The sequence below is a fragment of the Bradyrhizobium campsiandrae genome, assembly GCF_014529705.1.
GTDB lineage: Bacteria > Pseudomonadota > Alphaproteobacteria > Rhizobiales > Xanthobacteraceae > Bradyrhizobium > Bradyrhizobium campsiandrae.
In genome coordinates, this window is record NZ_JAANIH010000056.1 from 1 (window position 1) to 25987 (window position 25987).

The 25987-nt window shown below is 63.3% G+C and carries 20 protein-coding genes and 1 pseudogene; 9 read left to right on the forward strand and 12 right to left on the reverse strand.

Annotated features, from left to right (window positions below; all coding sequences use genetic code 11):
* Positions 1 to 592, reverse strand: a 592-nt coding sequence (locus G8O24_RS31630) for a hypothetical protein (protein ID WP_202988788.1), incomplete at its 3' end; no start/stop codon positions are given.
* Between the two features lie 927 nt (positions 593 to 1519).
* Here G8O24_RS31630 and G8O24_RS31635 point away from each other — a divergent pair.
* The 8 genes and pseudogenes from G8O24_RS31635 (at position 1520) to G8O24_RS31670 (ending at position 10665) form a co-directional block, all read left to right on the forward strand.
* Positions 1520 to 1858, forward strand: coding sequence for a hypothetical protein (locus G8O24_RS31635; RefSeq protein WP_188106273.1), 339 nt, complete (start codon positions 1520 to 1522; stop codon positions 1856 to 1858).
* Between the two features lie 507 nt (positions 1859 to 2365).
* Positions 2366 to 3109, forward strand: a pseudogene (locus G8O24_RS46395) (autotransporter outer membrane beta-barrel domain-containing protein); the annotation flags it as partial.
* A 497-nt stretch (positions 3110 to 3606) separates the two neighbouring features.
* Entirely contained in the window at positions 3607 to 3831 is a 225-nt protein-coding gene (locus G8O24_RS31645; RefSeq protein WP_188106275.1) for a hypothetical protein, read from the forward strand.
* Complete coding sequence (locus G8O24_RS31650; RefSeq protein ID WP_188106276.1) at positions 3831 to 4163, forward strand: hypothetical protein; 333 nt, start codon at positions 3831 to 3833, stop codon at positions 4161 to 4163. Before G8O24_RS31645 ends, G8O24_RS31650 begins: the two co-directional genes overlap by 1 nt.
* Before the next feature lie 181 nt (positions 4164 to 4344).
* Positions 4345 to 4980: a MarR family winged helix-turn-helix transcriptional regulator gene (locus tag G8O24_RS31655; protein ID WP_188106278.1), complete on the forward strand. Its 636-nt coding sequence runs from the start codon at positions 4345 to 4347 to the stop codon at positions 4978 to 4980.
* The gene (locus G8O24_RS31660; protein ID WP_188106280.1) at positions 4980 to 6737 is read left to right on the forward strand and encodes a type IV secretory system conjugative DNA transfer family protein; all 1758 of its coding nucleotides are present in this window, start codon (positions 4980 to 4982) and stop codon (positions 6735 to 6737) included. The genes G8O24_RS31655 and G8O24_RS31660 overlap by 1 nt, the downstream gene beginning before the upstream one ends.
* Before the next feature lie 732 nt (positions 6738 to 7469).
* Positions 7470 to 9104 (forward strand): recombinase family protein, encoded by a 1635-nt coding sequence (locus tag G8O24_RS31665; RefSeq protein WP_188106282.1) that lies wholly within the window; start codon positions 7470 to 7472, stop codon positions 9102 to 9104.
* A 199-nt stretch (positions 9105 to 9303) separates the two neighbouring features.
* A complete protein-coding gene (locus G8O24_RS31670; protein WP_188106284.1) occupies positions 9304 to 10665 on the forward strand; it encodes a tyrosine-type recombinase/integrase in 1362 nt (453 codons plus the stop codon).
* 306 nt (positions 10666 to 10971) lie between these two features.
* Here the strand turns inward: G8O24_RS31670 and G8O24_RS31675 are convergent, their stop codons facing one another.
* The 11 genes from G8O24_RS31675 to G8O24_RS31725 all read right to left on the reverse strand — a co-directional run bounded on the left by G8O24_RS31675 (position 10972) and on the right by G8O24_RS31725 (position 24457).
* On the reverse strand, positions 10972 to 14076 hold the full coding sequence (locus G8O24_RS31675) for a DEAD/DEAH box helicase (protein WP_006023604.1): 3105 nt from the start codon (positions 14074 to 14076) through the stop codon (positions 10972 to 10974).
* A gap of 11 nt (positions 14077 to 14087) precedes the next feature.
* Entirely contained in the window at positions 14088 to 14324 is a 237-nt protein-coding gene (locus G8O24_RS31680) for a DUF2158 domain-containing protein (protein WP_006023605.1), read from the reverse strand.
* A gap of 277 nt (positions 14325 to 14601) precedes the next feature.
* On the reverse strand, positions 14602 to 15042 hold the full coding sequence (locus tag G8O24_RS31685) for a ubiquitination-like system serine protease family protein (RefSeq protein WP_006023606.1): 441 nt from the start codon (positions 15040 to 15042) through the stop codon (positions 14602 to 14604).
* Entirely contained in the window at positions 15039 to 16211 is a 1173-nt protein-coding gene (locus G8O24_RS31690) for a ThiF family adenylyltransferase (protein ID WP_006023607.1), read from the reverse strand. The genes G8O24_RS31685 and G8O24_RS31690 overlap by 4 nt, the downstream gene beginning before the upstream one ends.
* Positions 16186 to 16932: a multiubiquitin domain-containing protein gene (locus G8O24_RS31695; RefSeq protein ID WP_006023608.1), complete on the reverse strand. Its 747-nt coding sequence runs from the start codon at positions 16930 to 16932 to the stop codon at positions 16186 to 16188. The genes G8O24_RS31690 and G8O24_RS31695 overlap by 26 nt, the downstream gene beginning before the upstream one ends.
* Before the next feature lie 81 nt (positions 16933 to 17013).
* Positions 17014 to 20415 (reverse strand): UvrD-helicase domain-containing protein, encoded by a 3402-nt coding sequence (locus tag G8O24_RS31700; protein WP_006023609.1) that lies wholly within the window; start codon positions 20413 to 20415, stop codon positions 17014 to 17016.
* A 1-nt stretch (position 20416) separates the two neighbouring features.
* The gene (locus G8O24_RS31705) at positions 20417 to 20995 is read right to left on the reverse strand and encodes a hypothetical protein (RefSeq protein ID WP_006023610.1); all 579 of its coding nucleotides are present in this window, start codon (positions 20993 to 20995) and stop codon (positions 20417 to 20419) included.
* Positions 20992 to 21849 carry a response regulator transcription factor gene (locus G8O24_RS31710; protein WP_006023611.1) on the reverse strand — a complete coding sequence of 286 codons (858 nt, stop codon included), beginning with the start codon at positions 21847 to 21849 and terminating at the stop codon, positions 20992 to 20994. Before G8O24_RS31710 ends, G8O24_RS31705 begins: the two co-directional genes overlap by 4 nt.
* Positions 21846 to 22925 (reverse strand): nucleotidyl transferase AbiEii/AbiGii toxin family protein, encoded by a 1080-nt coding sequence (locus G8O24_RS31715; RefSeq protein ID WP_006023612.1) that lies wholly within the window; start codon positions 22923 to 22925, stop codon positions 21846 to 21848. The genes G8O24_RS31710 and G8O24_RS31715 overlap by 4 nt, the downstream gene beginning before the upstream one ends.
* Positions 22922 to 23752: a DUF6088 family protein gene (locus G8O24_RS31720; protein ID WP_006023613.1), complete on the reverse strand. Its 831-nt coding sequence runs from the start codon at positions 23750 to 23752 to the stop codon at positions 22922 to 22924. The genes G8O24_RS31715 and G8O24_RS31720 overlap by 4 nt, the downstream gene beginning before the upstream one ends.
* Positions 23753 to 23827: 75 nt before the next feature.
* Entirely contained in the window at positions 23828 to 24457 is a 630-nt protein-coding gene (locus G8O24_RS31725) for a DUF6088 family protein (RefSeq protein ID WP_006023614.1), read from the reverse strand.
* Between the two features lie 256 nt (positions 24458 to 24713).
* On the opposite strand from G8O24_RS31725, the gene G8O24_RS31730 reads away from it, so the two are divergent.
* Positions 24714 to 25907: a hypothetical protein gene (locus tag G8O24_RS31730; protein ID WP_024338475.1), complete on the forward strand. Its 1194-nt coding sequence runs from the start codon at positions 24714 to 24716 to the stop codon at positions 25905 to 25907.
* Positions 25908 to 25987: the final 80 nt, after the last annotated feature.

Genomic DNA, 25987 nt, shown 5'->3' on the forward strand with positions numbered 1-25987 from the left:
CGGAAGTGCCGCCGCCGTCAGCGAAGCCGCCACCGCCACCGGAAGCGGTCGAGTAGGCTTGCACATAAGACGCCATCGCGTCGTTCACGGACAACATGGACGAGGCGTTGCCGCCCGCGCCGGCCGTTCCAACAGCGGGATAGCCGTTGCCGGACGACGAACCGCCGCTGCCACCGGTGGCGGACTGGTTCAGATACAATTGGCCCGTCGTCGAACCGGAGATGATGTTATTGGCGTTCGCAGAGGCGCCATTGCCGCCGCTGGCGCCGTAGTAACCGTTGCCGCCCGATCCGCCGCTGATGTTGCCATAGACCTGGACGTAGCCGCCGTTCGAACTTCCACTCGCCGCGGCCGTCGCAAGTCCGCCACCGCCGCCGGTCCCGCCAGCGTAATAAGCATCGCCGCCACGTCCGCCAGAAGCATATGCGTTGCCGAACGCGGGTGAGGCGTCTCCGGTTGCTGCCGAGCTCGTCGCCGTCGCCGACCCACCCTGACCGCCCGCGCCCCCTGGTCCGCCAGTGCCGGGCGAATAAGAACCGCCGCCAGACCCGCCGAATGCATTAGACGTCGCAGAGGCGGATCCGGTGGCCACAGAAGTATTCGTAGATGCGGCGGCGTCGCCTCCTGCACCGCCCGGACCGGCTGCGCCGCCCGTCGCTCCAGCTCCGCCAGCGCCTCCGGAACCGCCGTAGGCTGTCGCGTCATTGCTGCTATCACCAGGGCCGGCCGCGGATGCGTTAGCTGGTCCGCCGGCACCGCCAGGACCACCTGGATCATTTGGGTTTACGCCATTCGCTCCGGTGCTGCCGTTAGCGCCGAATTGGGTGTCACTCGCGGCAAGGGCCTGTTCGGGCGCCGAGAATGCAACGAGAGCAATCGGTAACGCTGAGGTGAGAAGCAAGCGGCGAAGAGCTGATTTAATGATCATGAGACGCCCCGGGATTTAAATTTTAATCGGAGAAAGTCGCGGTAACGCAATTTTAATGATTACATCAAAAGCACAACTATGCGATAAGTCAATACTCCAGTCGGTGCGCCATCGCGATCATGCTCCTTTTCTCTATTCCGAGCTATGTAAGCCGTTGGGTTCTTTCGAGCCTGACGCCGTGTCGGCATCTGACCTGCATGTCCCGGCTACCGTCGGTCTCAGAGACCGGAATACCGCACCGTCTCGCTCATTTTGACGCGCTGGTTCAACGTGCCGGCTGAATGATTGCGAAGATTTCAATTGTCGTCGTCTCTGTGTGGCCCAGCAAGCACATTGAACTCTTCGTCCGATAGCCGCCACGCCCAAATGCGTCAGCAACGCTATGTCGAAGGCTGAGGAAGTTCAGCTTCTTATCCACCTTCACACCCAATGGCTTTGAATAGCTGTTGAAGAACCTGGAGGCCGCACCGAAGAAGCCACGCGAGTCGCGGTTAAGTTCAGGAAACAGCCGCCCCTCACCGCGCGGACACCTCTGCGTAATATTGCAGGGAGCCGCGCTTGATCAACTTGCTGTGGATATCGTAGGCCACGATGAACGCCGATGGAATTCTCGCCGGCAACGCAGCGGTCGGCAACGCAGCGGTCGGCGGCGGCGCGCTTGCTCCGGGCGGCGCCGGTGGGCAGCATCTTCGGACCGCTGACGGTCACCGGCAATCTGTCATTCACGGCGACCTCGACCTACATGATCCGGGTCTCGCCCGCCAATGCAAGCCGCACCAACGTCACGGGCACCGCGACGCTCGGCGGCGGCGGTGGATGCGCTTTCCGGGCCGGCAGCGGCAATTTGTCATCGTCAATTCGAAGGGGGCTCTCATCGGCACCTTCAATCCCGCCGTCGTCTCCAATATGGCGGACCTTCAATCGACGTGAGACAGCCACGACGCGTTCCTGAACATCAACGTGCTGTTCTCGACGCCGAACGGGCCGCTCAACGTTAACCAGCAGAACGTCGCCAACGCGCTGACCAGTTACTTCAACCGCAACGGCGGCATCCCGTTCGCGTTCGCCGCCCTCAATCCCGCCGGCCTGACGACGGCCTCCGGCGAGTTGCCGACCGCCTCGCAGCAGACGACCTCCGATGCTATGAACCTGTTCATGGGCCTGCTCACCGATCCCTTCGTTGCGGCGTGGCAATCCGGCGGCCCCGTCGGGCCGGCGCGACACCCTATGCCGAGAAGGTTGACGCGAGCGCCTACGCCGCCAACGGCAAGGCCCGCATCAAGGACGAGCGCGACGCCTACGCCGCGATCTATCGCAAGGCGCCGCTGGCGCAAACCTACGATCCGCTGGAGCGTCTGGGCGGCGGGCTTCGGCGGCGCGCAGACCGCCCATGGCAACGCCTCACTTGGCTCCAACGCGGCGACCAGCCGGGTGTTCGGGACGGCCGAGGGCCCCGACTATCTGTTCTCGCCGAACACGCTTGCCGGCTTTGCGCTGGCCGGCGGCGGCACCAATTTCGCGGTTGCAACGGCCTTGGCACCGGCCGCTCCGACCTGTTCCAGGCTGCGCCTTCGTGCGCCACACTAACGGGCCTGCCAATGTCTCGGCGGCGCTTGCATATGGCTGGCAGGACGTCACGACCGACCGCACGGTGACGTTCGCCGGCATCGACCAGCTCCGCGCCCGCTTCAACGCCAACGCCTTCTCCGGCCGCGTCGATGGCGGCTATCGCTTCGTCTCGCCGTGGATAAGCTTGGGCGTCACGTTCTACGCCGCCGGACAGTTCACCACCTTCGACTTGCCGGCCTAGCCGAGCAGGTTCTCTCGGGCACCAACACCTTCGCGCTGGCCTATGGTGCGAGAGCGTCACCGGTCCGCGCAGCGAACTTGGCGTCCGCACTGACAAGCCCTTCGCCTCACAGGACGCGATCCTGAAGCTGCGCGGCCTCTTCGCCGCTCGACTTCAACTCCGACCGCACGGTCGGCGCCAGCTTCCAGACGCTGCCGGGCTCAAGCTTCGTCGTCAACAGCGCGGCGTAAGCGCGCGACCCCGCCCTGACCACGGCTTCGGCCGAGATGAAATGGTTCAGCGGCGGGTCGGCGGCAGCGACCTTAGAGGGCGAGTTCTCCGCCGTCACCCGCTCCTACGCAGCCAAGGGCGTGGTGCGGTATCAGCGGTGATCGTCGCCTAGCCGATGGCCGGTTAGAAGATAGCGAACACCTCAACAGTTCCTCCGGCAGCCGACGTGCTAACATGGGTTCCTTCCCGGGCGTCGTTCGCATTGGTGCGTTTTCTCGCCAAACTTCGCCCGGTCAAGGGTCTTGACCGCAAGCGGCGGCGTAGCCGCCCTTGACCGAGCGAAGTTTGGCGAGTTCTTGGCCTCCATTGCGATCGAGGCCAAAATCTGCCGCTCAAGGGGCATTTTCTTGGACGCAGTAGACATAACCATCTGATACCAAATGATTATCTCTGCGCAATCTCCGCTCGGCGGGTGAGAGACGCAAGGATTCATCGCTTTCTTTGTGCCTGCCCAACCGAATTTTGGATTCTCGAGGTATTTCAACGATCGCGAAGGACTCGTCGCGAGTCGCCCTAAGTTATTCGAATCCTTGAAATATTTCTGATTGAGGGTTTGGTGGCCTCATGCTCCTTTGGCTCCTCTTGAAAGGAGCAAACGATGACGATGACGATCAAAGTGAAAATCCCGACCGAGACGGCTGCGCTTGTGCAGCAGTACGTGGACGAAGCCCGCCACCTCGACGGCTCGCGCCTGACCATCGAGGCGCTCGTCGAAATGCTGCTGGATGACGTCGCGCTGGTGGTACGGCGGCCCGGCTGCTGGGAGGCCGCCGCCATGGACGGCCTGCTCACGTCCCATGGCTACCAGGACGGGGCTGTCTGATGTCCGGCTTCAAGAGCTTCCTGAAGCGCTGGCTGGTCGATACCCGCGATCCGATTTGGCTGTTGGGTATTGTCCTGGTGACATTCGCGGCCACGCACAAGCCCCCCGAGTCCGAGGCGGCCCTCATCAAGATCGATGACCGCGATTCTTTCGAGTGCCCGGACAACGGCTGCTGGTGGAAGGTCCGGTCCGACATGACGTGGGCCGAACTGGCGCAGCGGATCAACGCGGACCCCATCCGGCTGCAGGCTGACAATCCTCAGGTAAGTCGGGGCGTGGTGCAGGCCGGCCAGCTCATCCGCCTGCGCACCTCGTCGAAGGCTGCACAGTGAGACTGCCTGCCCAGCTTCGGTGGGCAGGTTTTCACGAAGAAATCCCGCCGCCGCCGCACTTCCTCGCATTCGCCGCGACCTGACCAAGCCCGTTCCACGAGTGTTTCACGGACTTGGTCAGGTCGCTCATCGGAGCGGGCGGCGGCGGCGGGATCATCGAGATGAGTAGCAGGAGTATTGGATGAAGATTACTGAGCGAGATATTGCGCTTCTGTTGTGGATCAATTCGTTCGGTTTCGTGACTGTTTCGCAGGTCGCAAAATGGATGGGCGGCGTGGACTTCAGTACGGCAGCCAGGCGGGTTCGGGTGCTGATCGAGGCCGGTTTGCTTCGGCGCGTCAAATCCCAAATCCTGAGCGCAACTCCCATCATTCTTACGCCCAAAGGGGCGCTGGTGGCGGGCGACGGTTTGCCTCCGCTCAAGGGCATCCGTGCTGGCGAATTTCGCCATGACGCTCTTCTCGTTGACGTGGCGCGCGGTCTAACGGCGAAATTCCCCGGCTCGTCGTTCGAGCCGGTGCGACGGATTCGTCATGCCAGCGGCGCAACCGAAACAAGACACCTTCCGGACGGCTATCTGCATCACGGCGGCGCCCGCTTCATCGTCGAACTGGAGCTGGCGGTCAAATCAAGGCGCCGTCTGGCGGCAATCATGGCCGACCACACCGCCGATCTCGGGGCGAAGGAGGTTTGGTACGTCACCGACTCCGCCATGGTGGCCCGGGCTGTTTCCCGTGCGAGCGCCGGTCTCGACCATGTGAGGATCGTTCGGCTCAGCAAGGATGTGTCAAACGAAGCGTCAAAGGAGCATGTGTGATGGCGGACCAGACAGAAAACCGTCCGGTGGATGCACCGACGTTTGCATTGACTGCGGTCGTTCTCTTCGTGGCAATTTCAGCTGCTACCTTGGCGTTGACGGGTATCGGGCTTGTCTCGGCGCTGGTCGCCGTCGGCATCTGCCGATTTTTCGGCCGACCGCACTTGGCATTCGCCCTCCTCGCCGTCGCCGCGGCGCTGCTGGCGTTCTCCCTTTCGCAAACTCCATATCCAAGCGTCTGGATGATCGCTTTTCCGGCGTATTGGGCGACACTGCGCCACGGCACTTTCCCGGCGGTCACCGCGTTGATTTGGCTGGATCCCACCGAATTGCCGTTCGACAGGCTGGCGCTCATCGCTGTCGGCATGATCGCTGGAGGAGCTTTCGAGTTGGTCGCCCATGGCCGGCGAAACTCCCGCCTAACGCTCTTACTACGGAATGGGGGAACGCCCCCCGTCAGACGCGCGCCAATTGCCTACATATGCGCTTGGCTCGCGCAGCGCATGCCGGCGTCGCTCCGCCGGAACTACACCCTGATCGGTTCACATCTCGCAATTGGATTTTGGCTCTGGTTTAGCGACGCAGATGCGAACCATCATGTAGGGATTTCTGGTTCTACCGGAAAAGGTAAGACCGTCGTCGTCGCGAATTTCGTTGAAGCAAGCATACGCCGCTGCCAACCCTCGGTGTTCGTCGATGGCAAGGGCGATGAAGAATTCGCCGAGCGGGTTCGCAAGTTTGCGAAGGGGCAAGGGCGCCCCGTCTACATCTTCAATACCCTCAACCTTCAGAATAGCTGCGCTTACAACCCGCTGGCCTACGGGGATTACACGGCAAAAGCTGATCGCATCATGAAGTTGCGCGAGTGGACGGAGCCACACTATGAGTCCCTCGCGAAGGCGTTTCTGCAAACGGCCTTCAAGGTGCTTGAGTTCGAAAATCGCCCCGTCGATCTTGTGCAGTTGTCAGACGTGCTCTCCGTCAACGCCCTGCTGAGAATTGTCGGACGACGGGGCTTTTCCGATCCAAAGCGGCAGGCCCTGGTCAGGGAAATCAACGAGCACGCTGCTGCGGAAAAAAGTGCGATAGACGGCCTGCGGGCGGATATTCGCTTCCTGACGAACAGTTCGCTCGGGGTCCTGTTCGATACCGAACGAGCCCGGCGCGAAGGCCGCCAGGTTTTGAACCTCGCAGATGCGAGGCGGGAGGGAGCAGCCGTCTACTTCGTGTTGCCTCCCTTGATGTTTCAAAACGCCGCCAAGGTCATCGGCCAATTGGTCATCAACGACCTCAAAGCGGTTGCTACCTCCTCTCGCTCGATCTGGAAGCTGTTTTTCGACGAATTCAGTGTGTTCTCGTCCGCCAATGTTCTGAATCTGATCAACATGGGCAGGACGTTCGGCGTCTGCGGCGTTTTGTCGACGCAGAGCCTCGCGGACTTCGACGCTGGCGCGCCCGAACTCGGTTCCGCTTTCGGCCGCCAAGTCCGGGCCAGCATCAACACGTTCATCTGCTTTCAAACGAACGATCCGGACGACGCAGACACCCTGAGCCGCTGGGCGGGTACGAGTTCGGGCATCGAATTAACAGCTCAGATGCAGGGCGATCGCTTTACCGGCCAGGCTTCGGCTCGCGCGACCCGGCAGTTCCGGGCGCACCCTGACGATCTCAAGGCCCTTCCCAAGGGTCGCGCGTATGTCTTCAACAAGAACAACGGCACGGCGGCGCTGATCGCGGTCAGAAAAGGCGCCATCTGAGAAAATGCAATTTCTTCAACAGTGGACGTTCAAACCGGTGGGCAAGTGACTGGTCAGCCCCAACGCGGCCTGCGCCATCTTCTGACAGGCGAGAAGTCACCCTTCGACCCCGACGACGACAGGCGCGATCCGTTGTCGTCGGCGTGCACGGCCGCCAGCGCGCATCACCTGCCAGTCGGACATCTTCGCTTGCGCGAGCATCTGGAGAGGCTTTAAGCGGCTCTGGAGGCCCGTCACCGAGATCAGGTCGGCGGGCCTCATACAGAGAATCTTAGGCCCCCGCTCTTGACCCTCGTTTGAGTTCGGATGACCGTAATTGCGTCATCGCTCCCGTTTTCGGGAAGCGATGGCCGCACGAGGGCAGGCGGGCATCCATACCCGTACTGCCGATGGTCATCCCTCGCAGCGTAAGGCCATCGGCAGTGCGGGTCCCCTACGTGTCAGGTGAAGGCAAAGCAACAAAGGCCACCGTCGGCCTGTGCTTTCCCGGCACGAACGGCGGGACGACCGCCGAGGCGCACGGAAACCGGTGCGACCTCTGCGGCAACAAAGGCCAACCCGAGTAGAAAAGGGCTGGTAAAGGCCGATCAAGAAACGGCAACGCCCATTCCGGTCACGGACGCGGAAGTGGACTTGCTGCTGCATTGGGTCGGCGACATACTTGCGGACCTCATGCGACCGGATACGGACGGGTGATCCATTCACCCGTCCGTCGCCGACTGGAAGGACACGATGGCAAGCCAGGACAATCCGCGGGCGGAGCGTGCAATCGGGTACGCACGCGTCAGCACCCGAAGACAGGCGGCTCATACCACCTCACTCAGCGAGCAGTCCGAGAAAATTCAGACCTTCTGCGAGACGCGCAATCGCGAGCTGGTAGAGATTTTCGTTGATAAGGGCCTATCGGGGCGCACCGATCAACGCGCAAAGTTCAAGGAAATGATCGCCTTCGCGTGCGACCCGAAAAACTGCATTCGGGAAGTCATCGTCTACAATTTCAGCAGGTACTTCAGAAATGCACGAATGTACCTGCACTACAAGGACATGCTGAAAGCCGCCGGCGTCAAGCTTCTATCTGCCACACAGGAAATTCCCGACGGCGCAGCCGGCGAATTGCTTGAGACCATCTTGGCGGCCTTCGATGGTCATGCCTCCGAAGTCAATGCGGAGGTGGTGCGCGACGTGATGCTGGCGAACGCCGAGGAAGGATATTTCAATGGGTCAAGCCCTCCCTACGGCCACAAGACCGAGGTGGTCGCGGTCCTGCGAAAGAAGGAAAAGAAAAAGCTCGTCAAGGATGATGATGAAGCCGCCATTGTCTGCCTCATCTTCAAACTTGCGCTGGGCAGGCAGGAAGGCCTGCCTCCGATGGGCATCAAAGCAATCGCGACTTATCTGAATAACAACGGCTACCGGCGCAGAGGGAAGCTCTTCTACACGGCGAGTATTGAGCACATTCTGAAATCAGAATCGTGTATCGGGGTTCACTATTTCAATCGCGTTGACAGTCGCACGCGCAAGCCGAGACCCCAATCGGAGTGGGTCAAGTATGAAATACCTGCCATCATTGATATCGATACTTTCATTGCCACCCAACACGCGCTGAAGTCTCGCCGGCCGTCTGAAACTCCCGCCCGGATCACGAACGGCCCGACGCTGCTGGCCGGCATCGCTGTTTGCGAAAACTGCGGCGGCGGAATGCAACTTCGAACCGGCAAGAGCGGCCAATATCGCTATCTCACCTGCGCCAACCAGGCCAACAAGGGCAAGATTGCCTGCAAGGGGCAGTCGATCCGAATGGATAAGGCCGACGAGCTGGTCTTGGATGCTGTCAGCGAGAAGGTCCTCGAACCCAATCGGCTATCCTCACTGGTCGCCCAGATGGCCGCCAAGGCGGCTGGTAAGGGCAACCAAATTGCAACCGAGATCGCCCATCACCGCAAATCGCTGGAAGACGCAACCAAGCGGTTGGCAAGAATCTATAGCGCCATCGAGGACGGCTTTGCCGATCACAACGACCCCCTGATGCGCGAACGGGTCGATGCCCTCCGCCTCCAGCGTATCGAGCATGAAACCGCCATCGCTCAGCTTGGACGCCGCAAATCAATCAATCCAGTCGTATTGGACGCGGCCAAGCTCGGTCAGTTTTCCGATAAGATCAAGTCGCGCCTGCAAAGCGCCGATCCAGCCTTTCGTCGCCAGTGGCTGCGCCTTTTCGTTGCGGAGGTCTGCATCGGCCCCGACCAAATCCGCATCACGGGGCCGAACGACGCGATTTGCGATCTCATCGAGCGTCACGATAAGATGGGCAGCATGGTGCCCAACTTTGACCGAGAATGGCGCACCCGACACGATTCGAACGTGTGACCTTTGCCTTCGGAGCAATTTAGCCTGCCTATCCTAAATGCACGACAGGGCACGCTACAATGCGATATGTAACTGAAGATACTAGACAATTCGTATTTCCGCGCCGAACTGTCTATCCAGAATTTCGCTCCGATATCCATCCGGTTGCTTCCGTGGTGCTTCCGCGGAAGCAGCCCCTCACTAGCGAGGGGAACACCTCATGGCAAAGCTGACCAAGCGGATCGTGGACGCTGCCGATGTTCGCGAGAAGGACTATTTTATCTGGGACGACGAACTGCCCGGTTTCGGCCTCCGCGTGTTCGCCTCCGGCAAGCGCAGCTACCTCATCCAATATCGCGCTGTTGGACGCACGCGACGCTACACCATCGGCCTGCATGGCGTGTGGACGCCGGAGACAGCCCGGCAAGAAGCGAAGGTCCAACTCGGGCGCGTCGCGCGCGGCGACAACCCTTCCGAAGAACGTCAGCTCGATCACAAGGCCATCACGGTCAAGGAGCTTTGCGCCCTCTATACCGCTGATCTGAACGCGGGCCTCATTCTGGGTAAGGGCGGGCGACCGAAAAAGCCCACCACCATCGTCACCGACACTGGCCGTATCGAGCGGCACATCATCCCGCTGATCGGCGCGCGCCGGGTCAAGGATCTCACCAAGGCCGACATCAACAAGGTCTTGAAGGACATCATGGCCGGCAAGACGCGCGTCGCCGTCAAGACGAAAAAGCTGCGAGGAAACGCCATTGTTCGTGGTGGCGCGGGCACCGCCACGCGCACCGTCGGCCTATTGGGCGGAATCCTCACCTACGCTGTCGATGCTGGGATTATAGAGGTCAATCCGGCGCACGGCATCAAGAAGCCCAAGGACAATGTTCGGAATCGTAGGCTGACCGAGGCGGAGTATCGCACCCTCGGGCAAATGCTTCGCGATGCCGCGGCGAACGAAAAATACGCCATGACCGTGGACATCATCCGGCAGATCGCGCTCACCGGCTGCCGCCGCTCGGAAATGATCTCGCTAATGTGGATCGAAGCTGACACCGACGCGAGCTGCATGCGCCTGGTGGACAGCAAGGAAGGTGAGTCCATTCGTCCAATCGGATTGCCCGTCGTCGAGTATCTGGAGGAACGGCGCAAGACCGCAGCGGGCACCTATGTCTTCCCAGGTCAGGGCGAGGACCATGCGTTCGGCAGCTTCCCGAACCATTGGGAACAGATTTTCAGCGACAGTCCGCTCGCCGGCGTCACCCCGCATGTCCTGCGTCACAGCTTTGCCAGCATCGCCAACGATCTCGGTTTCACCGAGGTGACCATCGCGGCGCTCGTCGGCCACTCCAAGGGCTCGGTGACGAGCAAATACATTCACACGCTCGACACTGCGCTCATCATGGCCGCCGACACGATCTCCGGTTACATCCAAGGGCTACTCGAGGGGATCGAATTCAAACAGACGGCCTACGCATTGGATCGTGATTCTCGTCGAGCTGCGCTTGACCTCTTCCTGACCAAAGCGGTTGGAGAGCCGGGGAACGAAGCCGAGGACGAGGAGCGTCGCTTGGCAGCTTGAGGCTTGCGATCAGCCACTGGTCGGCGAGCAATTCATCGCCGCCCACGATGCAGTCGAAAAAGCTTTTTGAAGAAATCGACGATCTTCGGTTTGGCGCCATCGGCGACCAGGTCATTTGCTCCGAACCGGCAGACCATCCTGACACTCCTGCACACCGAGCGCAGCCGTAGCGGCGCGTTGTCTCGTTCGACCGCTTGATCGCCCGCTGCCGCATTGGCTCCGCCAGCATTGGAGACTTTCTGAGGCAGGAACGTCTCGCAGAGGGGGCATCTGACGCAATCGCCTCACGCCCCCGTTGCGCGCAATTTAGGGCACATATACTTCAAGGATCGGGGCGGAAGGCGCCACCGCTTCGGCCCGACGCTTGGCAACGCGCTTCGCCGCATCGCGGACAAGTGCAAGCTTGCGCCTGTCCTTGTCCACGCATGCCAGAATTTGGTCATCAGTTGCGGCGTCGATCTGTTCGGGCTCACAGAGCTGCGCGGCGGCCAAGCGGCAATAGTCGCCCCGCAGCAAATCGGCTCCAGCGAATTGGGCGAGGTCGACGGCGGCGCTGGGCACGCCATATGTCAACCGGATCGCCAGACGTCTCACACGGTCACCGAGATCGAGCGTGGGGTGCAGGATCTCGGCGACGCGAGCCGCGACCGGCATCAGATCGCAAGTCCGCGCTGCGACCGCGCGTATGGGGCCGGCGGCGCCGCCAAACGCACCACCGAACTGCGTCAGCACGCGCTCGATCTCGCTCATGGCACGACCGGACACGAACAAAAGACAAGCGACCGCCTTCTTCGCACGCAGGGTCGCCTGATGATCTTCTGTTGTCCCGCGCTGAAGCGCGTTCAGGACGTGCCACGGCACATTCTGCCTCTGCAGCTCGTTGGGCCATAGCTGAGGCTCTTTCTGCGTGCTTTTTCGGTTGATCGGAAAAAGGAGTTGATCGACCTCGACCGTCGTTTGAGCTGCGGCAATCAGGACGGGATCGCTGATTTCTTGGGGCTGAAGCGAGCCGAGGCAATCTACGAGCGCGACGATGGACCCGACCTCTGCCGCGCTTTCGCCAGCGAGACGGCCCAGCTTGGTCAATTCATACGCGCCTGTAGCGTTCTTCTGCACCAGGCCGTGGCGTTCCAAATCCGCTAGGGCCGAAAGCAGATCCGGCCGGCTCCACTGCCACGCGCTATGGGCGCGCCGGGCTTGGAACGCGCCGAAGCTCGATTCCAGAAATTCGACAATCTCCTCGCTCGGCACGCCTTCGCCGGCCGCTCGTTGTGCCGCGACTAGGACGCGGATAATCAGGGAGCGTGGGTCGGTTGTACCGTCGAGGAAGCGGGACACCAAGTCTTCCGGCTCCGCGGTCACGTATCGCGACCACAGATCATGCTCGGCGCGCGGATCGAGCGCCAGCAGATACGAAGCTCCCTTCTCGGCGAAGCCAAGCCTTCCCGCGCGACCGACTAGGTTCTTGTATTCGGCTACCGAATAGGGCTCGTCGCCGGGATGATTCAAGCCGGCGATGATGACCGATGACGCGGGCGTGTTCACGCCCATCGCCAGCGTCGTCGTGGCTGCGATGACGCGCAGGCCCGAGCCGCTACGGCGAAATTCTTCCTCGATGACGCGCCGCTCTTCGCGGTCGAGATCCGAGTTGTGGAAAGCGACGCCGCGCCCCAGCGCGCTCCGCAAGTCGGCGCTGGCCTGCGAGGGATCGCCGCCGGGCATCTGCGTCAGCGCCTCGGCAGCCGGAGGCAATCCGAGCGACTCTGCGAGATAGTTGGCGCAGCCGCGGGCTTCGCCCTTGGTTTCGCGAAACACGATCACCTGCTGGCCTTCGGCGACAAGCTTGCGCACCAGCGGGATGATCCAATCCTGGCTGGATCCTTTGCCGCCGACAAGACGCCGAACGAGCGGCCCCTCAACCTGCTCATTGCCATTCTCCGGGTCAAGAAAGCGGAAATGCCCGGTGCCGAGCAACAAGCCCTCCTCAAGCGGAACGGGCCGCTCCGTGCGCCGCAAGAGCCGCGCGCCGAGCCATTGCTCAAGGCCGTTCGTGTCCCCGATCACAGCCGAAAGCGCGATCAGTTGGGGCTCGATCCCCTCACGCCGGCGCATCCGGATGAGCGTCAAAATGAACTCCAGATTCGCGCCGCGGCCACGGTCGGCGATCATCTGCGCTTCGTCGATCACGATCGCGCCGACCTGCGCCAGCACATGAGGGAATGTCAGCGCGATCGCGGCGAACTTCTCATAGGTCAGGAGACCGACATCGTATTGGCCCCGCAGCAGAGGCGCGATGTCGTCCGTCTCGCCCGTCGCTTCCACCGTGCGGACCCCGAAACCGCCATAGACGCTCTCGAAGTGCCGCCGCTTGTCTGCCACAAGGGCCTTAAGCGGCAGCAGAAACAAAGCCCGTTTGCGATCCAGCACGTTCCGGAGCGCCGCGAGCTCGCCCACCATCGTCTTGCCCGAGGATGTCGGGGCCGACACCACCAGGTTCTCGCCGTCCAGCACGCCGAAGTCGGTGATGGCGGAGATCTGAAGCGCATTCAAGGACGGGATCGCTCCAGCCCAGGCGGTGACAAGCGCGTCGGGGAAACCGGCCGACGAGAGGCTGGCAAGATCGGACGTCACCTTGGCAGGCAGACGCGCCGGGAAGGCCGCCCGATACTTAGCGCCCGGCACGAACACGGGCCACGCGACATCGCCGTCGATGCTCCCGCGCATGGTCGGGTTCTGCTCTTTGCCGCCCTGCAGCGCGGCCGCCCGGACGCGGCTCGTGACATGCTCGAGGAGGCGGTAGAGCGAGAGCTTGCCGCCGCTCACGACTTCCTCGGCGCCACATAGCGCCTCAAGCAGAAAGTGGGTCAGAAAGCCGTGCCCGAACCGGCGGTGCTCATAGGCGGGCTCGGTCGCCGCGGAGGCGGTGAAGATGATCCGACCAGCGCCGCCAAGCTGAGCCAGGCGCGCTTCGGCGGACAAAAGGCTGCGCGGCTTCGCATCGACGTGCAGAACCTTCGCCCCAATGCCGCCGGAAAAACAACAGTCGAGGAACAGGATCAGGCGCTTTGCCGGTATCCGCGAGAACCATTCCTGCAACAGCTCGAGCGGGATCGCGGAGCCGGCGAGATCATCTGGATTCGCGTCGTGGGTGACGAGCTCATGTGTCTCCGACCCATGGCCGGAGAACGCGATCACCACCGTATCCTCGGGGCCGCAGCCGGCCAGGTCGGCAAATGCGTCCTCAATCCGCTGCCGCGTGGCCTCCGCATCTGCCAGCAAGACTGTGCTGCCGCCCAGCGTGTCGAAGAACAGTGCCTCCAGCGCCGTCGCGTCGCGACGCGCGCAGGTCAGCTCATCAATGCCGGTCGAGCTATAACGGTCGATGCCGATGAACAGGCCGCGAAACGGCATGAGGCACCACGCTACGCCCGAACGACGCCGACGGAGAACGCGGCTCGTGGCTTCTCAGCCTTCTCCAGCACGACCGGCGCGAACGTGTCTTTCCGCGCGACCTGCTTGTTGCCCACCTTCTCGAACCAGACACACCAGACGGCATCCTCCTCCAGCATGGCCGTCTTCCCGACCTGCTCGACCGTCATGATCGGCCCGCCTGACTTCACCCGCACAAGATCGCCGGGCTTGAATTCGGTAGCATCCATTCTCCACGCTCCTTCTCGATGCCTATCTGTCCTCGCCAGGCACCGGAGGAGGTCGCAAGAAGCTCGCCCACGTCCCCACCACCATGAGTGGAGACGCGCACGTGCTAGGAGATCGCCCCATGCCTAACATCAATATATGGTGTGTCGGTCATTCCTTGCACAAGGATTTCGGCGAAGACCGTGTAAGCTCCTGATAGATGTTCTTGATTTGTCTCTTAGGGCTGCGCTGCGTTCCGAAGCGGGATAGCCCGACGGCAACCTGCCGTCGGGCCTATCGTCACGATCTGCCAGATAGCCAACGCCAGGCGCGGCGCCAGAAGCCGGGAGCCGCCTTGACGGGAGCGGGCTGAACGGCAAGTTCGATCGCTGGCGTCTGCCCGTAGAAGCGCGCTTTGGCAGCGCGGTCACGACGACGCTCGGCTTCGACCTGCTCGTCACTCCAGGGGCCGGCCTCGATCACCTTGCTGCGGTCGATCACATAGTGTGACCGGCATTTCAGCGTCCAATTGCCGATCGACGGCCGAAGGGAGACGGTCTCGCCATCGAACGTCATCTTCCAGTCCGTCGGCGTGAAGGGGGCGACGACCTCCTCGCCGCAACCGCAGCAGCAGCTGTGGGCTGATGTGGCATATTCCATCGAAACATAGAGAATGCCTGCCTCAAGGCGCTCAGGGATGTGTTCGACGAAACGATGTTCGAGTCGCTTGTGCCGTATCACGCGAGATCCCCGTTGATCAGCATGTTGCCGTCGGTGGTGTAGGTGCAGTGATGCTCGCGCTCGAGGTCGCGGTAGAAGCCGCGAATCTTCTTCCACTTGACGACCGCGAGGACAGCATTCAGGGCGTTGAGATCCGCGACCTGGATGTTGGAGGCGTAGATGTCCTTGGCGCCGCCGCCGACGAAGGAAATGCGCTGCCGCGCGTGATCGCGCTTCTCCGGCGTACTGGCGGTGACGCGCAGGATGCCGCCCAGCGACCCCTCGTCGAGCTCGAGCCCCATGCCAACATCGACGAACGCGGCGCCGATCGCCTCGAGCTTCTCTACGATCAGCCGCTTAGCGTCACCCGCATCGAGGGACAGGAACGCGAAGGTGACGCCGTCGAGAAGGTGAATGTTGTCGACGCCGAGCGCGACATCGTGCGCCACGATGTTCCGGTGCATCCGGCTGTAGATGCGCTTCAGGTATTCGACCTTCTTGGGCGCTTCCCGCAATTCCTCCAGGCTCGGAGCGCCCGGCGCGCGAAACGCGTTATGGGTCAGGAACTCGTCGCTGTCGAACAGCCGGATTTCCCGGACAGGCGTCTTGGCGACGAAATCCAGGATGTAGCCGCCGGTCCCCCCGACGCCGATGATGGCGACCCGCTCGTTGACGAGTCGCTCGGTCAGGACGCCGATCCCGACACGGTCGGAGGCGGTCTCGACATAGTTGAAGACGCTGTCCTCCTCCTCTTCCGGTTCGCGGAAGGTGCGAGGCGTCGCGCCGGACTTCAGCACTGCGGCCGGGCCCGCGAGGATATTCGCGTAGCTCGTCATCTTGTGGTGGTAGTCCGAGTAGCCGCCGTCTGGCTTGCTGGAGAAGCTGTGCGTCGCCTTCAGGCCGTGGCCGAGATCGAAGGCGCCGGCCGCATGCGAGATGCCCTGGATGGGCCTGCCGTCGGCGTGGCACGGGAAATCGCCGTCCCAGTGGATGACATGGGTGTCGGGCGGGCGCGTCTGATCTCCGGCCAGCGTGAGGCTGGAGATGAGGGTGCCGATGCGCACCTCCCGGCGCGCATCGACATACGGCACCTCGCGCATAACGAGATACCCGCCCTGCTGCTGGACGAAGTAGCCTTCGTCCCGCAGCCGCTTGAGGTCCGGATTACGACTGAACAGTGCGCGTGACATTGAACACCGTGCCCTTCTTCTTGACGTCGACGGAGCCGCCAACCCCGAGCTCACCGGCGGGCGGCGTCGACGCCGCGTGCCGATAGGTCATCGAGAAGACGACGTTGGGTTCGTGCTGGCCCGGGAAGGCGAGCTGGACGATCTGTTCGAACGTCACCGTGCGGGCGTTCACCGTGCGCGGCCGCGAATTGACGATGATCTCGAACGTCAGCCGCGCGGTGATGAACCGCTCGATGCCGGGCTGGACCAGATCGATCAGCTCGCCATGCTCGATCAGGCGATCTTCACCGCCGGGAACCTCGAGGAAGACGGCCTCCCCCTCGCCGGGCTTGGCGAGGCCGTAGAGCACCGTGCCGCTGATGACCGGCTTGCCCCAGAGCAGCTCGTGGTCGTTGAGGGTCAGCTTGAAGTCGCGGTCGGTCTGGAAGGCGATGAACCGCTCGGCGCCGCGCTCACGCAGGTCGAACGGCTCGTTGAGCCTCACATCCTCGAAATCGCCCGAGGGCAGGATCGCGATGAGGCTGTAACCGTCCCGCGGGTCGAGTGCCGCGGCTTCCAGCAACTGGCGGCCGAGCGGCACGGGATCGCTCACCACACGGGACTGGAAGTTGAGATCGCCCTGCGCGAGGAGAAAGCGATACCCCCGCGCCGGACGCAACGCCCGGCCTTCGCGCAGGGCGTTGCCGAGATCGTCGTAATCAAGAAGTTCTTCGGTGTTCATAAGATTGGGTCCTTAGGTTCGGCCGAGGCAGCGCCGCGGCTCTAAGGGTCCAATCGGAGCGAGGGAGGCCGACCGGTAAGGTCAGACGAACTTTTTTTGCAAGGGGCCGTCGGGGGTCTGCCCGCAGATGAAGAAGGCCGGGCAGTTCGGGCAGGTGCGCGACGAAACCTCGGCCGGAAACCGTCCGGCGCGGATGTCGCCGAGAAACTTTGCGAGCTTGTCCTTGCGCCCCTTCAGCTCCCGATCGGACAAGGCAAGCGCATGTGCCTCGCCGTCGGAAAGATGGACGAGCTCTGCGACCGCGCCGGGAAAGGACTGCCTGACCGCCAGCATCAGCGCCGCCGCGCCGACATCCTTGCCCTCGGCCGACCGCATGTGACCCGTGCGAATGCGGCGCACGGCGCGGATGCCGTCCGGCCGCACCAGCACCTCGTCCGGCCGAACGATGATCTCCTCGCCGCCGAAACTGAGGCTGAGCGCGACCGGCGCTTCGGGGACTGCTTCGGCGCGGTTCGCCAGGAAGAAGCGCAGCATTGCCAGCGCCAGATCGCGGAATTCCGCGCGATAGCCGTGCTCGCCGAGCCCCTCGCCGGCGAGCGCCGCATCGATGCGATCTTGCAGCGCCTGCTCGGACACGGGTCCATCCGACGCGATCACCGCCTCGACCACCACGCGAACCGCCTCATGCAGATGCATGAAGGCGGTCGCGGTTCGCCGGCCGCCGACCTGCAGGACATGCGTGTAGAAGAAGCGACGCGGGCAGGATTCATAAAGAGCGATCTGCGGGGCGCCTAACCGCAGCCGTCCGTCGACCACCAAATCGATATCCCGAGCTTCCGCGGCCACGGGAAGCGGCCGTGCCGGCACGAGCGAACGGCGTGTTAAGGTCGCCCCGAGACGGTCGAGGAATGGCGAAAGCGGTCGGTTGTGGCCGTTACTCTTCTCGGTCGGCGCATAAAGGATCAGGCGATCGCGGGCGCGCGACTGCGCCACGTAAAATAGGCACTCCTGCTCCTCGGCCTGACCTGCGCGGAACGCCTCCAGCGCACTGCCCTCCGCCCCCGCGATCATCCCGTCGGGCGCCGGACAGGGCGGCGCCGGCGGCGTGCGTGGGATCGTGTCGCTGTTAAGCCCAGGAATATGGACGCCACCGAACTCTAGGCCCTTGGCGCCATGGATGGTCATCAGCCGCACGGCGTCGAGATGCTGGGCGGCCGCCGGCAATTGGCGCAGGTCGCGGTCGTCGCCGAGCCGCACGAGCCTGCGCACACGATCGAGCAGGCGCGTGATGGGCAGCCCGCGTCCGGCCGGTTGTACCCGCACAAAGTTGAGGAATTGCCAGATCGCGATGCCCCGTGTGCGGTCGGCGAGATCCTCCGACGCGCCCAGGCGCGCGGCGATGCGTGTGCGATCGAGCAACAGCGTCGCGAGCACGGTCCAGGGCGAGGCCGTCTGATCGAAACCATCGAGCGCAGTCGCGAGCTTGGCAACGGTCTGCCGCCCCCTGTCGCTCAAACCGGGGATCGCCTCGCCATGCCGCAGCCAGCCCGCCGGCGCGTGCTCGGCCGCCCGCAGATGGTCGAAGACCGCGACCACATCGGCAAAGGAGGTGGCGAAGTCTCGCCAGCAGGCAATGCGCACCAGGCCCATGGCGCGCCGATCGACCAGGATCGAGAGGAGAGCCAGGAGATCCTTGACCTCACCCCGCTCGAACAGACTTCCCAGGAAGAGGACCGGCACGCCGAGCCGTTCCAGGTCCTGCCCGATCGTCGACAGCTTTTCGTTGCCGGTGCACAGGACCGCCTGGTCACGATAGGCGTAGCCGTCACGCCGCAGCTCCTCGATAGCGTCGGCCAGGGCGACCTGCTGCTGCTCGGCGCGCTGGACCGTGCGCAACTCGGGCCTATGTCCATTGGCGTCGCGGTCCGCGTCGAGGCCACTATCCGCATCGCCGGCGCGCATCGTGATCGCGAAACTGGAGAAGCTGGCGACAATCTCCGGCACCGAACGATAATTACGCTTCAATCGACCGCGATTGCCACCGGCGAAGTCCTCCTTGCCGAACCGGGTTATGTTGAAGGATGAGGCACCGCGAAACCGGTAGATCGACTGCTTGGCGTCGCCGACCATCCAGAGATTGCGGCCGTCGGGCCGCAGTGCGCTCAGCAGCCGCACGCTGCTGCGGTTCACGTCCTGATACTCATCCACCAGGACATGATCATATTGCGCCTGCAGCGCCGCGCAGATGGCCGCCTCCTTTTCGAGCAGTTGCACCGGCAAGGCGACAAGATCGCCGAAGTCGATGCAATGCGCGTTGCGCTTGAGCTGTTCGTAGGCCGCGTAGACGCGGGCAACCTCGCCGGCGCGTTCCGCCGCCTCGCGCGCATCCGAGTCCTGGGCTTTCGCCTGCATGGCGTCGGCGAGCGCGGCGTAGGTTTCGGCGTCGACCACCTCATCCTTCGCCCGCGATACGGCGGCCAACATGTCGGCAATGATCTGGGTCGGATCGTAAAGATTGCGGTAGTACGCGAGCCTAAGCCGCGGGAACTCCCCCTCGAGGAGTTCGACCGCTTCGGTCCGGTCCATCATCCGCGGGTCCTTCGGCAGGCCGAGCTCCGCATGGAAACGACGGATGATATCGAGGCCGAAGGCATGGAACGTGCCGATCCACATCGCGGCCGCAGCCTCGGGCCGCTTGCGCGCGATCCGCTCGGCCATCTCGCCCGCTGCCTTGTTCGAAAAGGTCAACAGCAGTATGCGCCGTGGATCGACGCCCTCGCCTAGAAGGCCCTCGACGCGCGCGATCAGCGTCTGCGTCTTGCCGGTGCCAGGCCCCGCCTCAAGCAGATAGGCTTCGCCGCGATGCGCCGCAGCGGCCGCTTGCAGCGGATTGAGCGGCCGTTCGACATGCGCCGCAGTCGCGGCGGGAGGCACGGGCGGCAGCAGCAAAGCATCGAACAACTGCTGCGCGACGACCTCGAACGGCGCGCCGAGCTTCGCGGCGATGGCGGACGCGGCGAGCCCTTGGTCGACATGGAGCGCCCGCGCGACGGTGCGCGGAAGCAGCAGTTCGCGCGCGAACAGGTCCATCTGGACTTCGCGGCGTTGCCGGCGTCCATAATCGACAACCCGATCCATTCCGACTGGTGAGGGCTCGGCCGGGCGTGCCGGATCAATCATCGGCGCCGCTTCGCCACCAGGATCGTCGCCCAGCTCGACATGGCCGATCTCATGCGCCACGAGGAAAGCTTGCTCGAACGGAGAGCCCATATTCTCGTGAAGAATCAGATCGTCGGCGGCGACGAAAGTCGCGCGGCCGCCATTGAGGACGGCTGCGCCGGCGGCAGTCCGTTCGACATCAATCCCCCGCCGCTTGGCCTCGGCGACAGCAAAGTCATAGGGCGACCAGGGATCGGCGCCGGATGCAACGAGGCGAGCGTGAAGCTCGGCGGCGACTTGCCTGGCGAGCTCCACACTGTCCATGTCAGTCCGCCTCCGCCAACAGCCGGGCGCGCTTCTCGGCCGGGACGCCGGCATCGATCAGCACTTGCTCGAAGGTGACCTGCTCGCCGGCCACCGGTTTGCTGTCGGCCTTATAGCTGCGCGCGACAATCAGGTGCGCTGGCCCCCAGGACGACTCCAACTGTGCGACAGAGCTGCGCATCGCATCCGCCAATATCGCCAGGAAGCGTCGCGGGATACTGACGAGAGAGACCCGCCGTTCGCGCAGTGCGGTCACGACCTGCCGGGGCACGTCCAGACGCTGCGCGACGGCGCGCCAGTCATCGACCGTCAGCGCCGCGAAAGGGTCGGCTGCTGCCGCCGGCATAACCTTCGCGTGTTGCGACCAGGCAGCGTCGATCAGCGCCCGATCGGTAGCAGAGAGGGGTGCGGCATCTTCATAAGCCTCGCGGCTGAGTTCGCGCGAGAGGTCGATGAGCTCCCCGGCATATTCCGGGTATAGCCGCAGATAGCGTTCCAAGGTCGACCGGCCAGGCTCGCTCTCGACCGCGAACGCGTCGAGCACGGCCTCGCGGGATGGACGTCCGCCGCCGGGGCTCACCGCTCGTCTCCGTCGGCCATGGCAGCTCGCAGGGCGGCGAAGGCCTTGTCGCGGTAGGTTCGGACGGTCTTTTCGGAGCGGCCCAAAGCCTTGGCGATGGTCATGACGTCCGGCTCCTTGGAGTCGATGGGGAAGCCCTGTCTCAACATGTGAATGATCCTGCTTTGTTCTGTCGGTAGAGCTTCAATCGCTGCATCCAGGCGCGACCGGTAAGACGGGTCGTCGAAATCCGACACGGCGAAGGGATCGTGGGTCCCTGCGGCCGCCTCGACCTCCGGTGACAGTTCTCCGCTCTCCTCGTCATATTCGAGGGGCTGGGAACGGTTTTCGTCGCGCCAGGCCTTTTCCTGCGCATCGCGCCGCAGGCTCGCTAGCGCGCCATCGAAGCGCACCTCGAAGTAGTCGACCTTTTCGTCGTAGGCGGCGCGGTCCGCCGAAAAGAGCTCGACGAACCGGCCGAACACCTTGTCGCGCACGACCCCGCGCGTCAGCGATTCCGTCTTTCCATCGGAGCTTTCCGCCCTGGGCAAACTGCGCAGCACCCGTTCGGTCAAGATCCGATAGAGGCGCTCGAACCACACCTCGTTGTTGTCGCGACGGCTCGCGCGAATGAAGTAAACGAGACATTCGCTCGGGACGTAGCCCGGGTCCGAGCGCTTGGTGATTTCCGCCCTGGCGATCAAGCCATCACGCGGCAGGACTGCCAATTCGGCGATGAGGGCTTCTATCTTCGGGTCGCGCTCGTAGAGTTCGCCGCTGAGGCGGCGTTTGCGCAGCGGGGTTACGATCGCTTCGCCCGCGCCACGCGCGTCTGCCTTTTGCCCGGTGTCGAAAGCTCCCTCCAACTGGTTCATCGCGCGGCCCCGCCTCCCGTATCGCCCTTCTTGTTGAGACGCGTCTCGAGCGAGCCGATGCTGTCGAGCACCGCCTCGAAATCCGGTGGATCGCCAAAGATCATGCCCTGCATGGCCCTGTAGTCGACGCGCAGTTGCTCGATCATCGCGTCATGCGGGGCGAGTGCAAACGAGCCAGGCGCAGCGCTCGCGAGATCGAAGTCCGGTCGATTGAAGAACATCCGGGCGTGCGCGACGCAATCCGCACCGAGCGCCGGATCAGCGATGGCGGCGGCGCCGACGCGGGCCGCGGCGAGCTGGTGCAGGTCATAATAGTGACGGGAAACGCGTTGGCCGCCCCCGCGCAGCTCGCCGCGCTTGTCGAACCAGCGCCGCAGCCCATGGAGGATGACAACCTTGTCCCAGAAGGTACGTTCCGGATCGACCGTGCGGACGGCCGGCACGGTCAGGTCGAGCGCCGGCAGATCATCATCGACATAGGGTTTGATCGGCACTTCGCTGTTCGGATCGAGCGCGGATTTCGCGCCCGACTCGATCTTGATCGCTGCCCGCACATAATCCGATCGCGGCGTCGCCGCGGGATACCAGATCAGAAGCGTCTGCCCGTCGGGATCAGCGTCATCGGCTTCCACTCGGGCCGCGCCGGCATCGAGGCCGGCAGCCTGAAGCCGGTCCTGCAGGATCTGCGTCAACTCAGCCCGCAGCGGGCCGTTGATGTAGGCTTGGCAGGCGTCCTTGATCGCATCGAGGCGCGCCCGGCGCTTTTTGCTACTCAGCGCTTCGAGCTCCTCGATGGTCGCCGGCTCGCCGATGTCGTCCCGAAACACCGTGACATCAATGTCTTCGGAGAAGCGATTGATCAAACCAAACCCTTTGGACAGGGAGGTTCCACCTTTGAAGAGGAGGCGGGGTCCGCCCTCTTTCAAGCCATTGAACAAGGCATCCAGCGTCCAGCAGACCCAGAAGTCCTTCTCGATATTCTGAGACGCCGTGCCGAGGCGTAGCGCCGTCGTATCGAAGGCGCTCAACATCGCGTCCGACCCGGCCGCGAGAACCTCGTCGAAAGCCGGATTCATGTCTTCACCGCCCGGGCTGCACCGCGCTTGGCAGTTTGTGCCTTCTGCGGGGAGAGCGGCTTTCGCTTGGGCCGGGCGACGGCAGCATGACGCTGATCATCGGCATCGTCCGCCGTTCTTTGTTGATGACGATCATGATCAGCATCATCACGATCATCATCGACGTGCCGACGACGAACGCCGGCGTCGCTTTCAACGAGCGGCTTGAGAAACACCCACATCCATGTCGGAAGAGCTGTCATACCGGCAGTGAGATCCGCTTTGAGGGGCGGTCCCACCGTGGGATCTTCGAAAAGATTGGCGAGCTTGCGCCTAACCTGATCACTTTCTCCTTCACGAACCAGGAGATCGCGCAGCCAGTGAAGCGCTTGGACGACGCGCATCGCTGGTCGTCCGGCCCAGAATAGCTTGCTGGCCGCGGTTGGACGGAAGGTGATCGTTACGTTGCCGAGCTTGATCGCGCGGCGCCGAGCGTCGGTGTGCACCACGATTTTGGCGGGGACGGCGTCAGTTAGGCCCAGATCGTTCGCCGCGGTCATGCCGTCGACAAGCATCCGGGTTTGGTCACGTCGCCCGACGGCGTCGATGACTGAGCGCGGATCAGGCGGATTGGGTTTCTGGGTGAGTTTGTTGAAGCCAGGCTGATCGTAGAGCCCACGATCAATCCGCCTAAGGATTTCGACCTTCGTCAGCCGCTGCAACGCCTTATCGACCGCGTCCCGCGAGGCGAGATCGACGAAGTCACTGGGCGTCCAGACCTTGCGTGGCGCATCCGCACGGATGCGCTCGAGCATGGCTTTCTTCAGATCGGGCGAGTCGGTGTTCATGTCCGAAAATTGTAGTCCTTTTTCGGACGCGAACCAAGTGGATTGTCCGAAATAAATATACAAATTTCGGACAATCTAAATAGGTAGGCCGCCCACCTGAGAATGGCTCCTTCGGCCGTATGCAACTTTGCCGACCGTCCTGGCGAGCCAGCTCGGTAGCTGGGGCGCGACCGCGACGAGTTCGCCGAACGTGGAAGACGGCAACTTGCGCTTCAACGTCATCAAGGCGGCTTCTGCCTTTTCCGGCCCCAGCCAGGCGAGCGCTCGCACCGCCTGTCCGGCGGGCCGATCGGCCAGCGCCAACTGCCAGCGCGGCGCATGCCGCAGCTCGACGACCTGCTGGCCCAGATTCATCGTCCGGCTACGGCCCGATGTCAGATAGACCGACCGGACCGGCACCTGTGTCGTGAGGCCGAGCGCGTTAGCGGCCGCGGCACCGTTCGACACGATGGTTTCGCCGCGCTGGAGCGCGAGGGCTTCGACGGCCTTCTCGACGGAGGGCGCGCGGACGCCGAACCGACTCGAAACCGGGCGCAGATAGACGCCGCGCCCGGCACGCATCAGCCGGCCACGTTCAGCCAGTCGCGACAAGGCTTGATCCACCGCGGCGCGATTGCCGAGATGGAGCAGGCTCTTCGCCGCGATCGGAGCGCCCTCGGGCAAGCCCTCGGTGTGCGCCAGAATCTGTTCGGTCAGTCGTTGCACGGCACTTCTCCTGTCAGAAATATATGCGGTTTTCTGACAGTTTTCAATCTCCCCCAAACCGACTGGAAGGGCCAGCGATTGAGAGGGGGCCTGGAGGGGAAAGCCTTCCCCTGCGGCCGAGCCCAGGGTCTCGGCCGACCCCTTCTGCGGGGAGACCCCGCAACGCCCTCATTAGAGTGAGAGTGTGGACCGGATTTCCGTGACGGGTTGAGGGTCGGGAGAGAGTCTTCCGGCGCCCGTCATGGAGTTTGATCCCATGAACATGCAGGTTCTCGATGCCCGGCGCGACGTGAGTGGCGGCTGGAAGGTGGACATCAACCGCGGCGAGCGCATCGGTCGGGTTTCCTCGGAGTGGTTCTCGCGACCCGACGACGAGCGCTATCTCTCGCTCGCCGAACTCGGCCGGACCGTCCGCGAGCGCACCGAGCGCAGCCGAACGCGCGTTGTCGAATCCGCGCTTATCCATGTCGAAGCCAGCCGCACCGATCCCGAACGGCTTGCCCTGATCCTACCAGGCGCCGACAAGCCCATCGCTCCGACGCACTGGAGTTTTGGTCAGCTCGCGAGCCAGGTCGGCGCGCCGGCCGCCTATCTGCGGCAGCTCCCCGCCGCGCTCGCCGGCATCAACCTGCAATATGGGCTGACCGCCCACCGCGCCGAGCAGATCAAGACCCTCGAGACCGACGACGGCCGCGTCGAGCTGCGCGCCGTGACCGGCCCCGACTACGGCCGGATCTACGACCACGAGCTGGTCGAAGCCGTGCAGCGCATCGCCGGCAACGGCACCGGCGACACCCGTTGGAAAGTGCCCGGTGTCCTCGACTGGTCGACCGGCGTCTATAATCCGCGCGTCGACATCACCAAGGACACCACGACGCTCTACGCTTCCGATCGCGACGTCTTCCTTTTCCTCGTCGACGATCTGAATCCGATCGAAGCCGGCAAGCTCGCGGATGGATCGCCCGATCTCTATTTCAGGGGCTTCTATGCCTGGAACAGCGAAGTGGGCGCCAAGACCCTTGGTATCGCGTCCTTCTATCTCAGGGCCGTGTGCCAGAATCGCAATTTGTGGGGCGTCGAAGATTTCGAGGAGATCTCCATCCGCCATTCCAAATACGCCGCTTCGCGCTTCGCCCATGAGGCGGCGCCGGCCTTGCTCAGCTTCGCGGACTCCTCACCGCAGCCGTTCATCACCGGCATCAAGGCGGCGCGCGAACGCATCGTCGCGCACAAGGACGAAGAGCGCACCGAATTCCTGCGCCGCCGCGGCTTCTCGAAAGCCGAGACGGGCAAAATCATCGACGCGGTGCTGGCCGAGGAAGGCCGCCCGCCGGAAAGCATCTTCGATTTCGTCCAGGGCATCACCGCCGTCGCGCGCGACAAGCCCCACCAGGACGCGCGGCTCGAGCTCGAAGGCAAGGCCAAGAAGCTGCTCGATCGCGCCGCCTGATCCCCGCAATGCCGGAGATGCGGTTGTCCGTGTCTCCGGCTTTGCGTCCCCTAGCCATACTGTTTCCGGGCTGTCTTGTG

Excerpts from the sequence above, each read along its gene's own strand:
- G8O24_RS31660 (WP_188106280.1), top strand. The coding sequence starts at position 4,980 with ATGGCGGACCAGACAGAAAACCGTCCGGTGGATGCACCGACGTTTGCA.
- G8O24_RS31665 (WP_188106282.1), top strand. The coding sequence starts at position 7,470 with ATGGCAAGCCAGGACAATCCGCGGGCGGAGCGTGCAATCGGGTACGCA.
- G8O24_RS31675 (WP_006023604.1), bottom strand. The coding sequence starts at position 14,076 with ATGCCGTTTCGCGGCCTGTTCATCGGCATCGACCGTTATAGCTCGACC.
- G8O24_RS31680 (WP_006023605.1), bottom strand. The coding sequence starts at position 14,324 with ATGGATGCTACCGAATTCAAGCCCGGCGATCTTGTGCGGGTGAAGTCA.
- G8O24_RS31695 (WP_006023608.1), bottom strand. The coding sequence starts at position 16,932 with ATGAACACCGAAGAACTTCTTGATTACGACGATCTCGGCAACGCCCTG.
- G8O24_RS31720 (WP_006023613.1), bottom strand. The coding sequence starts at position 23,752 with ATGAACACCGACTCGCCCGATCTGAAGAAAGCCATGCTCGAGCGCATC.
- G8O24_RS31645 (WP_188106275.1), top strand. The coding sequence starts at position 3,607 with ATGACGATGACGATCAAAGTGAAAATCCCGACCGAGACGGCTGCGCTT.
- G8O24_RS31715 (WP_006023612.1), bottom strand. The coding sequence starts at position 22,925 with ATGAATCCGGCTTTCGACGAGGTTCTCGCGGCCGGGTCGGACGCGATG.
- G8O24_RS31670 (WP_188106284.1), top strand. The coding sequence starts at position 9,304 with ATGGCAAAGCTGACCAAGCGGATCGTGGACGCTGCCGATGTTCGCGAG.
- G8O24_RS31650 (WP_188106276.1), top strand. The coding sequence starts at position 3,831 with ATGTCCGGCTTCAAGAGCTTCCTGAAGCGCTGGCTGGTCGATACCCGC.
- G8O24_RS31690 (WP_006023607.1), bottom strand. The coding sequence starts at position 16,211 with ATGTCACGCGCACTGTTCAGTCGTAATCCGGACCTCAAGCGGCTGCGG.
- G8O24_RS31700 (WP_006023609.1), bottom strand. The coding sequence starts at position 20,415 with ATGGACAGTGTGGAGCTCGCCAGGCAAGTCGCCGCCGAGCTTCACGCT.
- G8O24_RS31655 (WP_188106278.1), top strand. The coding sequence starts at position 4,345 with ATGAAGATTACTGAGCGAGATATTGCGCTTCTGTTGTGGATCAATTCG.
- G8O24_RS31635 (WP_188106273.1), top strand. The coding sequence starts at position 1,520 with ATGAACGCCGATGGAATTCTCGCCGGCAACGCAGCGGTCGGCAACGCA.
- G8O24_RS31710 (WP_006023611.1), bottom strand. The coding sequence starts at position 21,849 with ATGAACCAGTTGGAGGGAGCTTTCGACACCGGGCAAAAGGCAGACGCG.
- G8O24_RS31730 (WP_024338475.1), top strand. The coding sequence starts at position 24,714 with ATGAACATGCAGGTTCTCGATGCCCGGCGCGACGTGAGTGGCGGCTGG.